We start from the raw sequence: 16,199 nt of genomic DNA on the forward strand, positions 1-16,199 counted from the left end.
CACTCCAATCCTGCCCATTCAGGGGAGTGTGACACTTCAGCTTTGCTCATGTGAGACATTCTAACTTGGCGCTTACAAAAAAATAGCTCATAACGTGTATTATGCATTACTGCTTACATTCGCTTAAGTGCTTTTCAAAGCGGTTAATATCCACAGCAAATCTCAATCACAGTCAGTCTCCCCGCGCATCAACGCTTTAGCGATGAAGTTCCAGTTGTGAACAGAAAAACGGGGGGCAAACCTGCCCCCCGTATGGCCTTTGCGAGGTGCCAAAATCAGACAAACAGGAAGTTGTCCGAGGTCAGCGTAATCTCCTCATCGCTGAGCAGCGTTGCGAGGAGCTGAGCATCCTCACCACCGACGCCATCGGCATCATAGGAAAGCGTGCCAGCCTCGGCATCCCACAGCAGCTGATCGCCCGTCAGCGGATCGATCAGGTTGACCCCCGAGAAGTTGTCCAAACTCAGGCGGAACACATCCTCCGAGGCGTCGAAGTCGAGAATGGTGTCGCCCCCTTCTTCCGACGTGACGTAGGCGAAGGTATCCGCCCCCGCGCCGCCACTCAGGACATCCGTCCCGAGCCCGCCGTAAAGCACGTCGTCACCAGCGTCGCCAAGCAGCGTGTCATCGCCTTCGCGACCCATCAGCGTGTCGTTGCCGAGCCCGCCGTTAAGCAAGTTGGCCAGCTCGTTACCGGAAAGGGTGTCGCTGTGACGGCCACCCAGAACACCTTCGATGTTCATGTAGGTGTCGGTGCCTTCGGTCGCGCTGACCAGCTGCGGGCCGGTGATTGACAGATCGACCGTGACGCCGTCGCGAGCCGTGAAGAAGTCGAGCACATCGAACCCTTCGCCACCATCGACAGTGTCGTCGCCATGCCCGCCGGCCAGAGTGTCCCCGCCGGTCCCGCCGAGCAGCAGGTCATTGTCCTGACCGCCGTGCATCCAATCGTCACCTTCGCCGCCGTCGAGGACGTCATCGCCCTGATTGCCGTAGAGGCTGTCCGCCCCTGCACTGCCAAGCAGCGTGTCATCGCCTTCGCGACCCCTCATAGTGTCATCACCGAATCCGCCGTCGAGCAGGTTCGCCAGCTCGTTTCCGGAAAGGGTGTCACTGCGACCGCCACCCAGAACACCTTCGACATTCATGTAGGTGTCGGTGCCTTCGGTCGCGCTGACCAGCTGCGGGTTGGTGATCGACAGGTCGACCGTGACGCTGTCGCGAGCCGTGAAGAAGTCGAGCACATCGAACCCTTCGCCACCGTCGACAGTGTCGTCGCCATGCCCGCCGGCCAGAGTGTCCCCACCGGTCCCGCCGAGCAGCAGGTCATTGCCCTGCCCGCCGTGCATCCAGTCGTCACCGTCCCCGCCGTCGAGGACGTCATCGCCCTGATTGCCATAGAGGCTGTCCGCCCCTGCATCGCCCATCAGCGTGTCGTTACCAGCGCCGCCAAGCAGCGTATCATTGCCCTCGCGACCGATCATCGTGTCGTCGCCGAACCCGCCGTCGAGCAGGTTCGCCAGCTCGTTACCGGAAAGCGTGTCACTGCGACCGCCACCCAGAACACCTTCGACATTCATATAGGTGTCGGTGCCTTCGCTCGCGCTGACCAGTTGCGGTCCGGTGATCGACAGATCGACCGTGACGGCGTCGCGAGCCGTGAAGAAGTCGAGCACGTCGAACCCTTCGCCACCATCGACAGTGTCGTCGCCATGCCCGCCGGCCAGAATGTCACCGCCGGCGCCGCCGAGCAGCAGGTCATTGCCCTGCCCGCCGTGCATCCAGTCGTCACCTTCGCCGCCGTCGAGGACGTCATCGCCCTGGTTGCCGTAGAGGCTGTCTGCCCCTGCGTCGCCCAGCAGCGTATCGTTACCGGCACGCCCCTGAAGCACGTTGTCGACATCGTCCCCGATCAGCATGTCGGCGCTGGTGCTGCCCGCGAGGTTCTCGATCCCCGTCAGATAGTCACGGCCGTGGCCGGTGTCCTGCGGCCTGGTTGCAGACAGGTTGACACTGACGCCACCGCTCGCGCCCTCATAGTCGGCCGTGTCGCTTCCTTCCCCACCGATGAGGAAGTCGTCGCCGGCGCCGCTGACCAGCGTGTCGTCGCCGCCGAGGGCCCGGACGACGTTGCCGTCCGCCGTTGCCTCGAGCCGCTCGCCGGCCTCGGTGCCGATGATCTCCGGCGCCTCGAAGGTGCCGTCGATGGTCAGCGTGTAGGTCTGCTCGACCGACAGGCCGCTGGTATCGGTGACGGTGTAGCGCGCCACGATGACCGCCTGCTCGCCTTCCAGAAGTTCCGAATAGACCAGCGGATCGACGCTCAGCGTACCATCCGCGAAGGACACCCCGTCAGGCAGATCGGTGCCCGCGTTGCCGGTCGCCTCGCCATTCACCGTGAAGGTGAGCGCGGTGATCGACAGCGTGTCGAGATCGTAGTCGGCGTCGATGTCGCTGACCGCACTCAGCAGATCGAAGGTGACCGGATCGGTCACATCGTCCTGCGTGGTCTCGGTCGGCGCCGGATCATCGGCCACCGGGGCTTCGTTGACGTTGATCACCGCCGCGGTGGACGCGGTCTCGATCTCTTCTTCGGTGCCGCCGAGATCGGTGTAGATGACCCGGAAGCTGATCTCGTGTCCGACATCGTCGCGATCGAGCACATAGGCAAGATCGTCCGGCCCGGTGACGGTCTGCACCACCTCGCCGTCGCGCAGCCACTGCATAGAGGTCGGCTCTTCAGGCAGCCCGTCAGGGTCGTCGATCATCCCTTCGATGACCAGCGTGTCCCCAATCTGCAGATCGGTGGTGTCACGTCCATCGGCAGTGTTGACGATGGCGAAATCGGTGAACGGTGCGTCGTTGACCGGCTGCACGTTGATCGTTGTGGTGGCCGAAACGCCGGGGTTGCCGTCGCTGTCGGTGGCGCTGATCACGACATGGCGCGCAGCGTCGGTCGGTGCGTCGGAGGTATTGACGTAGCGCACCGAGCGCACCGCCAGTTGGAAGTACGTCGGGTCGAGCCCGCCCTCCCCGGCAGTGAGCGTCAGCTGGTGGGTATTGTTGCCCACCACCGTGATCCCCAGCGCCGCGAATGTCGCGACCTGTGCCGGAGTGATCGAAAGTCGCTCGGCACTCCCGTTGACCGCGTCGGTCAGGGTCAGCACCACCTCGTCCGTGTTGCCTTCCTGGTCGATCAGCTCGGCATCCGAGGCCGCGATTGCGATGCCCGGCGCGTTTTCGATGTAGCTGACCTGGTAGTCACGCCCTTCGGCGTTGCCGTTGAGATCAACCACCGTGGACCATTCCACTGCGAAGTTGAAGAACGTCGGCTCCGAGGGTGTCTCGGCGCCATCCACGATCTGCACGACCACCTCCCGCACGCCGGCAAAGGCGTTGGGGTTGGTGTTCTCGTAGCGCAGGCTTTCCAGCGCTTCTTCGTAGTCGGCCTGACTGCCGGTGCCTTCGATGATCAGCGGATCATCGTTGGTGCCGGTGCCGGTGATGGTCAACTCGGTGCCGCTGGAGGCGGTGAAGCTCGCCCCACCGGTCGAGGTGATGGTCTCGTAGATCGTGCCGAAGGCGTTATCCAGCGTGGTGCCGGGATTGAGCACTGCGATGGCACTCTCGATGGTGTCGCCGGTGTCGACGTCGCTGAGGCTCACGCCGGCACCGCCGAACAGCGCCGCCGCCTCGCCACGGGCGTAGAAGGTGCCCGTGCCGTTCACCGTGACCACCGGTGCGTCGTTGACGTCCGTGACCTCGAGCGTGACCTGCCCCGAAGCTGTCGAGAAGGCACTCTCGCCGCCGCGGTTCTCGAGGTTGTTCGCGCCGGCGATCGCCGTCACGATCTCGCCGCTGCTGCCGGTCGCCTGATCCCAGGCGTAGTAGTCGAGCGTTGCGGTAGTGCCATTCTCCTCGTCCGGCAGCACCCGCAGCAGATCGTCCGAGGCCAGCAGCAGCACCTCACCCTCATCAAGGCTGATGGTGGTCCAGCTGTCGCCATCGTCGAGGCTGTACTGCCACGCGCCCGAGCCGTTACCCTCGAAGCCGGTGCCGTAGATCGCCATGCCCGAAAGCGTGCCGTTGTTGGTGGCATGATCACCGGTGTCGATGTCGGTCACGGTGCCGAGCAGGTCGGCCACACTCTGGCCAGCGTTGGTGGTGTCATCCTCGGTGATCGAGGTGGCCTCCGTATCGCCGTCGGTCAGCACCGGCGCATCGTTGGCCGGGGTCACGGTGAGCGCCACCGAACCGGTGCCGATCAGGGCCGTGCCTTCGCCTTCGAGGCCGTTGTCGGAGACCGATACCGACAGCGTGTCCGCACCGTGGAAATCCGCATCCGGGCTGTAGACCAGACCGGTCAGCGCCGCGTTGAGATCGGCCAGCGTACCGGAGACGGTCAGCGTAGCGTTCTCGCCGTTGGTACCGGCATCGAAGGTCAGCCCCTCGACGCTGGCAAAGGCCAGAGTGCCGTTGCTCACCGAGACGGTCAGCGTCATCTCCGCGTCGGCCGCGGTTTCGGTGTTGCGCGCGGAGACGTCGACATCATCCAAAGACAGGCCGACGATGGTGAGCGTGCCGTCCTCGGCGAGGGTCTGCGCCGGTGTCTCGCTGGTGACCACCGGGGCGTCATTGACGTCCGCAACCTCCAGCGTGATCTGACCGGACGCCGCCGAGAAGGCGCTCTCGCCGCCACGGCTCCCGGCGTTGGCGCTGCCGGCGATCGCCGTCACCACGTCGCCGCTTTCCCCGGTCGCCTGATCCCAGGCGTAATAATCGAGCGTTGCGGTGGTGCCGTTCATCTCGTCGGGCACGAAGCGCAGCATGTCGTCGGAGGCCAGCAGCAGCACCTCACCTTCTGCGAGGGTGATCGTGCTCCAGCTGTCGCCGCCGTCGAGGCTGTACTCCCACGCGCCGTCGCCGGCACCGTCGAAGCCAGCGCCATAGACCGCCATGCCCGAAAGCGTGCCGTTGTCCTCGCTGTGATCGCCGGTGTCGATGTCAGTCACGGTGGCATCGGAGAGCAATGCTGCCACGGTCTGACCGGCGTTCTCGGTGGCGTCCTCAGTGATCGAGGCCGCATCGATGGCGCCTTCAATCAGCACCGGCGCGTCGTTGCGCGGGTCGAGATCGATTGTCAGCGTCGCCGGGGTGGCGTCGAGATCGACTCCGCCATTGGCGGTGCCGCCATCATCCTGCACCTGGAAGGTGAAGCTTGCCGCCGCCTCACCGCTGGCGTCCTGCGCCGGAGCGTAGCTGAGCAGGCCGGCCGCGATCTGCGCTCGGCTGATCGAGGTTCCTGCGTCAATCGCCGCGCCGTCGAGCAGCAGTATGCCCGCTGCCGGCAGGGTGCTGATCACCACAGCCGCCAGATCGTGGGCTCCGCCGTCGAGCGGATCGCTGAAGCCGAAGTCAGCAACCTCAAAGACATAGGTGGTGTCTTCGGTGCCGCCGACCGTGCTGTCGATACCGACCGGCGCGTCGTTGACTGCCACCGGGGTGATGCTGGTCTCGGCGCTCAGGCCCAGGTTGCCGTCGGTGTCGACGGTCTCGACGGTCACGCTGCGTGCGGAGGTGTCGGGATCATCGTCGTTGTTGACGTAGCGCACGCCGCGCAGCGCCACTTGGAAGCTGGTCGATGCAGCCCCCTCGGCGGCATGGAAGGTCACATAGGTGGCCTGCGAAAGCCCGCCAAGACCGCTGACGCCGTCGGTGTCTGCGATGGTGATGCCGCGTGCACTCAGCCAGCTGAGCACCGTAGAGGAGACCGTCAGGTACTCCAGCATGGTCTCGCCGTCGTTGTCCGGCGTGTCCTGCAGGGTGACGGTCAGGGTCTGGGTAAGCCCGTCCTGATCGAGGATCTGCGCATCCGAGGTGGCGATGGCCACCGAGGGCGACTGCTCGTTGTAGCTGATCACATGATCAGTGCCCGCTTCCGCGCCGTTGAGGTCGACATAGGGCGCCCAGACCACGCCGATGGCGACGGTGGCCGAATGACCGGCGACCGCGCCGGCCGAGGTCACCTCGGTCTCGCCGCTGTAGAAGCTCAGCGTCGCGCCTTCGGTCACGCCATCGAGCGGCGTGCTGGCGGTGAAGTGACGGCCGTCCTCGACGCTCGCCACCGTTGCGCCGCTGTCGACGCCATCGATGAAGATGCGCTGGCCCACGGCGATGTCGTCATTGTCCTCGCTGAGCGCCACCGAGGCGGTGTTGGAGGTCTGCCCCTCCGCATCGGTGACGGTGATCACCGCTTCACGGGTGCCGACATAGGCGTTGGGGTTGCTGTTGTCGTAGGTGATGCCGCGCAGGACCATCTCGTAGACGGCATGCGACGCTGTGCCGGTGATGCTGACCACCGAGCCGCTGGCATCAGTGGTGATCTCCACCGTCAGCCCTGCCTCGGTGGCGGCCACCTGCGCCGCCTCGCTGAGCGACAGTGTCTCGAAGTTGGTGCCGAACTGGTTGTCGAACACGCCCTCGGTCATCGTCACGGTCGCCGAGGCGAGCTCGGTGCCGTCAATGTCGGAGAGCATCAGGTTCGGAGCGATGAGCACCGCCTCGCCGCGCGCCGAGAAGCGTACGTCGTGGTCGTTGCCCGCACCGGTCAGCACGAGGGCCGATTCCGCGCCCTCGCCGTCGCGGAAGTCGCCGGCGGTGGGTGCCGGGGTCTCTCCGGCTTCAAGCGCCGTCAGGAGCACAATGCTGCCGCCTTCGAGCTGCTCGGCAGACCAGGTGCCGAAGCTCTGCTCGGCGAACAGCGCGGCGATCTCGGCGGCGGTGCTGCCGGCCGCGATCTCGATGCTGACGCCATCGAACTCCAGCGTCTGCGCAGTGCCGGTCGGGCGGAAGTTGAGCACCGCCCGGGCCGGGGTTTCTGCATCGCCCTGCAGGAAGCTCATGCCGCTGGCGTCGACGATCGGCGCGTCATTGGTGGCCAAGGCGTCGAGTGTGGTCGTCTCGGAGGCCAGCGTGCTGCCCTCTTCGTCCGCCAGGCTGTAGCTCAGCGTCGCCGCCTCGCCGGTCTGGTTCGGCGCGGTGGTGTAATAGACGCCGTTGTCCAGCAGCCAGCCTTGCAGCGAGTCGGAGCTGACGCCCGACAGGCTGAGCGTGCCAGTGTGGTTGCCGGTGACGGTGATGCCGGCATCGGCCAGCACCTGCGCCGGGACGCCGCTGATCGACAGCGTGCCGCTGTCGACGGTGAGGGTGAAGCTTACCGCCGTGCTGTCGGGATCGCCCAGAACGATGCTGTCGAGCAGGTCGAGCCGGGTTGCGCTGTCCTCGGTCACCGAGGCAGTGCCGACGAGTCCCGACAGGGTCGGCAGGTCATTGGCACCGTTGATCTCGATGCTCAGCACGGCGGTGTCGCTCAGCAGCGTCTGGTCGGAGACGGTGTAGTTGAACACATCGACGAGCGGCGTCGAGCCGATGTTCAGCGCCTGTACCGAGGCGTTGTCCTGGTCAAGTTCGTAGCTGTAGGCACCGGTCGCCATGTCGATATTGAGCGTGCCGTAGAGGCCGGTGATCACCAGGCTGCCGTCGATTTGCGCAGCCGGACGGCCGATGCCTTCGCGGTCACCGACCCGCAGCGCGGTCACGCTCAGCACGTCGCCGTCGTTGAGGTCGGTGTCGTTGGCCAGCAGGTCGCCGGTCAGCGGCATCGCGGTGCCAGGGGTGGCGTTCTCGGCGCCCGAGGCTTCGGTGATCGAGGCGCTGTCGTCCCCCGCAACCGGGGCAGCGGCAGAGAGATCGACCTCGCGCGACCCCGAGATCACAGTCTCTTCGGTACCCTGATCGTCGGTGTAGCTGGCCACGAGGCGCAGGAACATGCCGCTGTCATCCTCAGTCAGCGTGTAGCTGCCGTAGGTGGCACCATCAATGTCGCTGTAAACGCCGTCCTCGCTGGCGGCGCGCTGCCACTGGTAGCTCGGGATGGCGTCGATCAGCCCGTCGCCGTCGGCCAGCGTCGAGGTCCAGACCGAGCCCACAGCCACGCTGGCGGAGGTGAGGCTCACCGCGCCCGCATCATTGATGTTTGCCACGGTCACCGCATCCGAAACCGGGCTCTCGGCGGCGCCACCGGCATCGGTATAGAAGGCTTGCACACGCACATCGCGGCCGGCTTCGGCATCGCCCGGGGTGAAGGTGGCGCCGGTCGCGCTGACGATGTCGGTCCAGACACCGTCGATCGAGACCTGCCACTGGTAGGTGACATCTTCGGGTGCGACGCCATCGGCATCCGTCGGCAGGCTGGCTGTCAGCTCTGCGTCCTCCTCTGGCGTGCCCGAGATGCTGATGCTGCCGACGCTGTTGGCGCTCCAGGCGGCAATGTTCTCGTCACTGGCGCCCAGGTCGTTCACTGCCAGGGTGAAGCTGGTCTCGGCGGTGCTGCCGCCATTTTCCTCGGTACCGCGAATGACGAAGACGAGGCTGGCAAACTCACCCGCGAGGTTGCCCGAGAGGATCAGCCGGCCGGCGTCCGCAGGATCTTCCTCCAGCGTCAGTCCGAAGTCGGCCACATCGACCAGACCGTCGGCGGTCTGCACAAACGCGGTGTAGCTGATCCCGTCCAGCGTGGGCGCACCATCGGCTTGCCCATCGGGATCGATGAACGGCTTGGCGAAGTTGATGGAGACGGCGCCGCCGTCGCCCACCACCGCAGAGCTCTGATCGGCAAGTCCGCCCGCGACCAAGGCAAGCAGATCATTGGGCTCGCCGGCCACGGTCAGATCGAAGCTGACCTCTGCGGTGGCACTGCCATCCGTGGCGCTGACGGTGACCGACACGTTGCCGCTTCCCGCCGGCGGGTTGCCGGTGAAGGTGCCGGTCGCCGCGTCGAAGCTCAGCCAGGCAGGCAGCGCCTCCCCGTTCGCGAGCTCGGCGCTGTAGGTCAGCCCGCCGGCGCTGTCGGACATGTAGTCGAAGGCGCTCGCGGCGAGCGTGTAGCTGCCCACGCCGGCCCCGTCGCTGAAGGCGACCGCTGCGGGGACTGCACCGGCAACAAGCGAGTCGTCGGCAGCGTCGTTGTAGACCACCAGCTGGAACTGGCTGGCGGCGGTCCCGCCCGAAACCGCATCATAGGCACGGATCTCGATCACCGTGTCTGCAGGCGCGGTGCCGTTGCCCGAGAGGGTCATGGTCTCGGCCTCGAAGCCGAGGGCCGGATCGGTGGTGCCGTCGATCAGAGTATAGCTCTGCGCGCCGGTCTCCGGATCGGTGGTGACCACATAGGCGCTGTAGGTCAGCTCATCGCCCTCGGGATCCGAGAAGGTGCCCGTCGGGATCTCATAGCTCCAGCCGGCACCCTGGGTATCGACGGAAATCTCCGAGACCGCGTCATAGGCCACGATCTCACCATCCGAGGAGATCACGAACAGGCTCTCGGCCAGATCGGTCTGATCGCCGGCGGTGACGGCGCGCAGCACCAATTGGCCACCCTCGACCGAAACCACCTCGTAATTCTCGAAGTCGCCGCTGACCCCGTTGAGCCCGGCGGCAAGCTGCGCCGCGGTGACCGCATCGCCCGCGGTGAAGGTGGTGCCGTCAAGGGTAATCGAAGCGCCGCCGTCGGAGCCGGTGAAGACAAGCTCCACCACCTCGGTGACCGAGTCCACGCCCTGTTCGGTGACGGTGACATCGTTGGTCAGCGTGGTGAGATTGCCGAAGTCCGAACCCGTCAGATCGTCGCGCCCGCCGGCGGTGTCGGCGGTCAGCGTGACGCTGCCGTCGCCGTTGTCGGTCACGGTCCAGTTGGGGAACGCGCCGGAGGCGAAGGCTGCGGCCACCTGCGCGGCGGTTTCGGTGCCGTCCAGCGCGATGGTTGCTCCGTCGAAGCTGATCTCGGTGGTTCCGTCGGCCGCGCCGAAGGTCACGTCGACGACTTCTGCCACCGCATCAGTGGCATTTGTCACTTCGGGGGCAGCATCGATTTCGGCGGGCGGAACCACGGCGGTCTCGAGCGCGCCGGCGGTGATCGAGGGATCGCCCGCGGCATCAGCATCCACCGTCACGGTCAGCGTACCGTCAGTATAGCCTGCACCGAACCCGTCGAGCGCGTCGATCAGAGCCGCGAGCGTTGCCCCATCCGTTGCGGCCGAGACGTCGAGCGTGACCGGCTCTCCGGCGGAAAGGGTCAATGTCAGCGTCGCGGCATCGGCCGATTGCTCATCGGTGATGGCGATCTCGAGTCTGCTCGGCGTTTCGGAATAGGCGGTCGCGATGCCGGTGCCAATCTGCAGATCATCGGGATCGTAAAGCGCGCCATCGCTGAGCACCTCGCCGGCCAGGCCCGTGATGATGAGCGACTGGGACTCGGCGTCATAGGTGGCGACATATCCCGCCCCGGAGAAGCTGGCGTCGGCGTTCAGCTCGTCCGCAAGCCCCGCCCCATCGGTATTGGCAGGCGAGCCAAAGCGCAGCGCTTCATTGAGGGAGGAGGTGAAATCCACGTTGTGGACACTGCTCGCGCTGGCACCGTCGGGACCCAGATCGAAGGTGAGGGTCGGCAGCGTTTCGCTGTGCGCGGTGACCGAGGTGGTTTCGCCGAGGTCCGCGGCAGGGATTTCCTCGGTGACCAGCGAGGGCGCGCTGATGGCATCGCCCGAGGGGCCGGTGATGGTGAGCACGTCGCCAGTCCAGGCGGCACTGTAGCCAGCCCCGGTGAAGGCCGTGTCGGCGTTCAGCAGGGCGGCGAGATCCGATCCAGAGGCCGCCGTGGAGACGTCGACGCTGATCGCGCCACTGTCGGCGGAGGTGAACGAGAAGGTGCCTGCCGTGCCCGCCTCGGTATCGGTGACATCGAAGGCGGCCGCAGGCAGGATCTCCTCCGCGCCTTGGGTGTCGACCGTCACCGCGGTGGCAATGGTGCTGACCGAAACCTGGAAGTCCGCGGCGGAAAGATCGTCCCGCGCGCCGCCGTCGCGGGCGGTGAAGTTGACCACATCGGCCTGGACCCCGTCGACAACCGCATCCCAGTTGCCCGCCCCGTTCACGGCAGCGGCGACCGCGCTCGCGATCTGCGCAGCAGTGAGCCCGGTGATGTCGATGTCCTGGCCGTCGAAGCTGAGGGTGGTGGCGCCTGGGACCACGCGGAACTGCACCGCAGCGGTTTCGGTCACCTCGTCGACACCCTCCTGAGTGACGGTGACAGCATAGGAGCCGCCATCGATGTCGACAGTTGCGCCGTCGGTGAAGTCGCTGCGCGAACCGGCTGTACCGGCGGTCAGCGTCAGCGTGCTGCCGCTTGCCGAAGCGCTGTAGCCGGCCGTGCCGTCATCGTTGATGGCAGTGGCCGCGGCGCTCGCCACGGTCGCGCCGTCCGCTTTCTCGCCAAGCGTGACCTCCGCGCCATCAAAGGCGATGGTCTGGCCGCCCAGCATGCCCGAGAAGGTGACGCTGGTCACTTCCGAGGGCGCATCCACCGCGGTCCAGCCCAGCGGGGTCACGACCACCGGCGCCTGGTTGCCGGTGCCCGACAGGGTGAGGGTAAAGCTGCCGGAGACCGACGCACCGTCCGCGTCCGTGGCCGTGACCTCGATCTCAAGGCTGGCGTCGCTCCAGTCAGCAGGCGGGTTGCCCGAGAAGGTGCGGCTGGCTTCGTCGAAGCTCAGCCAGTCGGGAAGATCGGCTCCGCCGACCAGCGTAGCGGTGTAGGAAAGCCCGGTTCCCTCGGCGTCGAAGACGGTGGCGGCGGGCAGCTGGTAGACCCAAGTGCCGTCGCCCTCGAAGCTCTGGTCGGCAATCGCCGCCGTGATCACCGGCGTGTCGTTGGCACCGGTCAGGCTGACGCGGAGTTCCTGAGTGCTCGAGGCCCCCTGCTCGTCGGCCACCCGCAGCGTGAACACGTCATTGGCAATTTGCCCCTCGGAGAGGGCGTTGATCGCGGTCCAATGGGTGGGCGCGTAGCTCCACGCGTTGGTCGCGGTATCGAGGGTGAGCACACCGTAGCGCCCCTCGAGCGTCCAGACGCCATCGGTCAGCGTGCCGCCGCGGATCGAGAAAGAAAGTTCGTCGCTGTCGACATCAATGGCGGTGAGGCCCTGGGTCAGGCTGCCGGTGACCACGAGGTCCGCCAGCGCGCCATCGGCGGCGGACGTCTCGCTGATCGAGACCGGCGTGATGGTCGAGGTGAACACGGGCGCATCATTCACTGCGGCAACGTCGCCGCCGATGGTGACCGTGGTCTCGCTGAACGGACCATCGGCGGCAGGCGCCGAGGCGTCAGTGACGGCGGTGGTGGCGCCATCGGTGTAATCGCCAGCATAGCTGCCGTCGAGCGCATAGACGGTCAGCGCCGGCACATCGCCGTTATAATCGGCCGCCGGCACGAAGCGCAGGCGGGCATCGGCGTCAAGGGTGAGCGCCGCATCGGTGGTCACCGAGGGCAGTTCAAACCAAGTGCTGCCGCCGTCGGTGCTGTACTGCCAGCTGCCTTCGCCGTCGGTGGCATTAGCGGTGAGGGCGATGCCGGCAAGCCCGTCACCGGCGTCGGCATCCGAGCTGATCGGCGCGAGCAGCGTGTCCACGGTGACGCCAGGGCGGTCGGTGGAATCTTCCTGGACGGTGGGCATGTCGACGCTGGCCGCGGCCAGCACGATGCGGTCGTTGACCGCAGTCACGTCGATCTGCACCGATTGCGCCGGGCTCGAAGTGGCGCCTTCGTCATCGACGGCGACGACGCTGAACGCATCCAACGTGCCGTTCTCATCGGCGCCAGGCGTCCAATAGGCGTTGAGCGTGTCGGTGATACGGTCGTTGCTGCCAACCGCCCAGGCGGTGGCGGTCTCGAGGCTGGTGCCGATCAGCAACGTGCCGCTGGTCACCGCGGTAACCGAGAAGGCGACGACGGTCCCGTCGGAATCTGCCTCGTCGGCCTGCGCGGCCAGATCGGCATAGCTGATCTCAAGCTGTGTGTCCTCGAGCGTGCTGTCGACTACGGCGATGTCGGTCAGCGTCGGCACGGCGTTCGACGGCGGCACCTCAGCGACCGAGTCCGCCAGTTCGGCGGCGCTCGGCGAGAACACATAGGCCAAGGAGAAGGTCTTGGATTCACCGGCGGCGAAATCGCCGAGATCGAAACCCATGCCGATGACGGAATCGCTGTTGCTACCGCCATCGCCATCCACACCCGACAGGTAGGTGGCCGGAGCCTGGCTCCATCCTGTCGACACGGAGGTGTTGTGAGTGAAGGTGCTGTCTGAATAAAGACCCAGGACCCGGCCACTGTTCGGTCCGGTTGCCAGCACGATGTCTTCGGCATCGATGCCTTCGGCGCCGCGGGTGTTCTCGGTGGAGAAGGTCGAGGTTTGGGCATCAACATCGGGGTCGATGAAGCGCGCGTAGCTCACGTCATAGACCGAGCTGTCGCCGGAGTTGATCACCGTCACCGACATGGTGATAACCTTGGCGTCCGGTCCGGCCAGCGTGTAGGTCTGCTCGACGATCAGCCCACCGAACTCGCTGCTATAGGTGACCGAGCCCCAGGTGTTGCCACCCTCGGTGGTCAGGTCGGTGGAAACCTGGACCGTGCCCGCCGTTGCCGCTCCGCCACCGTTGGAGTTCAGCTCGGTATAGGTGCGGCCGTCAGCGGTCAGACTGAATCCCTCGAAAGCGGTGCCTGGAGTCAACCAGTCTGCGGTCGAAACAAAGTTTCCGACACCATCCGGATCATAGAAAATGCCCGGCGTGGTGTTGCCGCCATAACCCAGCGTGCCGTCATCGGAATAACCGAAGCGCACATAGCGGTTCTGCATAATGCCGCTCGCCAGCACGCCCTCGAACTCGGGCAGTTCCAGCGCCGCGGAACGCAGCTCTCCGGAAGTTATCGACAGGTCCCACGACCCACCGAGCGCCGCCGCGCCCACCGGGCCTTCGGCCGCGGCTACCGCGGCGCCGGTCAGCCCGGCAAAGCGGGCGACGAAGGCACGACCGGTCTCTCCAGCGCCGGTGCGGCAGCCATAGAGCAGAATGTCACCGCCGCCGAGCGCGCCCCCAAGCGCGTTCAGCGTGTCGGCATAGTGATCAAGAACCGCGATGTCGAAAACCCGGCCGCCGAAAACCAGCGCGCCGGGGGTACCGTGAGTGATGACATGGACGGTGTCGACCGGCGCGCGCGCGTTCAGCGCATCGGCCATCTCCTGCAGAGGATCCGAGGTTTCGCCAATTCGAATTACCTCGCAGCTATTTTTTAGAATAGTCGAAAATACATCAAGGTCGGGAGCAGCCATATCGATGAAGGCTACTTGGACTTTATCACGCGCGAAATTCGACATTCTGACTCTCCACAGATATAGAGCAGGGTGGCTGGACATCGCGCCGACCCCGGAAATTTTGTTTATTTCTTGACAATTCAGCACACGCCTTGCGTTTCCTCTTGCAAATCAATGCAAGAAGAAGCGCATGCCTCCGGACACGCCGGACGGCATTTCGTTCGCTGGATCTTATGATGTTTGTTCCCCGACCCGTCCCCTGGGTCCGAGGTCCTGCCCCTTACTATTTCACACTTTACTCGACCACATACAGGAATGGTTAACTTTGGTTAACGTGCGGTTAGGGCTCCGTCAACAACCTGAAATGGGAGAAAGATCAATTTTTTCATTCCAGAATCGTAATGTGATATCGCCGCTGCAACCCATGATTGTGTAATTTTAAGAAACATTAAGAACCGCCCTAAAGGCAGGATCTTCTTGCCACAAACTCGACACATTCAATTAGAAATACATATTGAAGGCAAGATTTATTCGAAGTGAGATTCTTCCTCCTAGGCGCTTCTCGATGAATGTCGCATTCACGACATTCCAGTCTCTCAATTTTAGGTTGAACGTCGCACGTCAAATAGAAAAATAAACACGCATTGAACCGAATGCCCGCCCTTTACCCTTTCCGGGACGACATTTTGTCCATAGGTAAGCCTCGTTCACCGTAAGTATTAATGTAGTGTTAATATCTCATGCCCAGTCTTGACCATGCGTCGACCCAAGCTGCCGCCCCGACCCCCGCTGCGCGCCCCCATCCGCCGACCCCCTCGCCGCGGGGGGGCACGCTCTGGCTGCATGTGGGCACCCATAAGACCGGCACCACCTCAATCCAGCGCGCACTGCGGTTGCGTGAGGCAGCGCTTCGCGAGGTCGGCCTGCGTCTCTATCCGGAAGAGAACGCTTGGGGGCTGGCCAATCTGTTCATCCGCGCCGGACTGCGCACCACACCGCGGGTCAAGCAGATGACGCAGCCGCCCGATCTGACGGAGTTCCGCCGCGAGCTCGCTGCCGAGCATTGGCAACTCGATGGCGCCGACATGATCGCCAGCAGCGAAGAGTTCTGCCTGCTGCGCGAGACCATGGAAGCGCATGCGCTGCTGTCGACGCTGGGCCGGAAGTTTACCCGCATCGTGCCGATCCTGGTGCTGCGCAATGATGCCGACTGGCGGGCTTCGCGTCGCGACCAGCTGAGCAAGAATGGCATGTGGGATCTGCAAAAGGCGCTGCCCGATGCCGCCAGTACCGACGGGGAGTGGTATTACGACCGCGCTGCGCTGCTCGCCTTCTGGCGCGCCATCGGCGAGCTACGGGTGATCGATTACGACGCGGCTATGGCGGCGCAGGGCTCGATACTTCCGCAGTTCGCCGAAGCGATCGAACAGCCGGGACTGTTTGACGACATCGATCTGCGCCTCAACCGCCGCAGCGCCGGCTGACCCGGGCACAGCCCCGCCGGAACGGCCTGAGCGCCAGGCACCGCCCCTGCCCCGCTCACCCCAGCCAGACCGCGCTGCCCAGAATCCGCCGCACCACCCCGGGCTGACCGCTCACCACCATCCGCGCGAAGAGCTGCTTGGAGCAGCTGCGCGCGGTCTCCAGGGTCCAGCCCAGTTCCTGCGCCGCCTCCGACAGGCTCAGCCCGTCGCAGAGGCAGGCGGCCAGCCGGGCCTCGCTGCGGCTGAGGCCGAAGGCAGTGCGGATCCGCGCCAGCGGCAGTGCCCGGGCCGAGAGGGCATGGCGCACCCGGCCGACCAGCAGCGGCTCGCCCGCAGGGGCCTCGCGCCCGAGCATCAGCTCGACCCGCGGCGTGCGCGACAGCAGCACCGGCAGGGCCGCCCCCTCCGCCGCTTTCGCCAGCGCCAGGCGCAGCGCCGCCGCTCACCCCCGCCGATCCCGCGCGCAGCGACGCGCGCGACCACCTCTTTGCCTGCTGGAACCCGGAAT

General features: G+C 65.3%; 3 protein-coding genes. 1 reads left to right on the forward strand and 2 read right to left on the reverse strand.

The window, feature by feature from the left end:
* Positions 1–275 precede the first annotated feature (275 nt).
* Positions 276–14,309, reverse strand: coding sequence for a DUF4347 domain-containing protein (locus G0Q01_RS20395; protein WP_370526773.1), 14,034 nt, complete (start codon positions 14,307–14,309; stop codon positions 276–278).
* 743 nt (positions 14,310–15,052) lie between these two features.
* Here G0Q01_RS20395 and G0Q01_RS20400 point away from each other — a divergent pair.
* A complete protein-coding gene (locus G0Q01_RS20400; protein WP_164213778.1) occupies positions 15,053–15,691 on the forward strand; it encodes a hypothetical protein in 639 nt (212 codons plus the stop codon).
* 55 nt (positions 15,692–15,746) lie between these two features.
* On the opposite strand, the gene G0Q01_RS20405 is transcribed toward G0Q01_RS20400, so the two are convergent.
* The gene (locus G0Q01_RS20405; protein ID WP_164213779.1) at positions 15,747–16,079 is read right to left on the reverse strand and encodes a hypothetical protein; all 333 of its coding nucleotides are present in this window, start codon (positions 16,077–16,079) and stop codon (positions 15,747–15,749) included.
* Positions 16,080–16,199 lie beyond the last annotated feature (120 nt).

It is taken from the genome of Salipiger sp. PrR007 (genome assembly GCF_010499845.1).
In the GTDB taxonomy this organism is placed as follows: domain Bacteria; phylum Pseudomonadota; class Alphaproteobacteria; order Rhodobacterales; family Rhodobacteraceae; genus Salipiger; species Salipiger pacificus_A.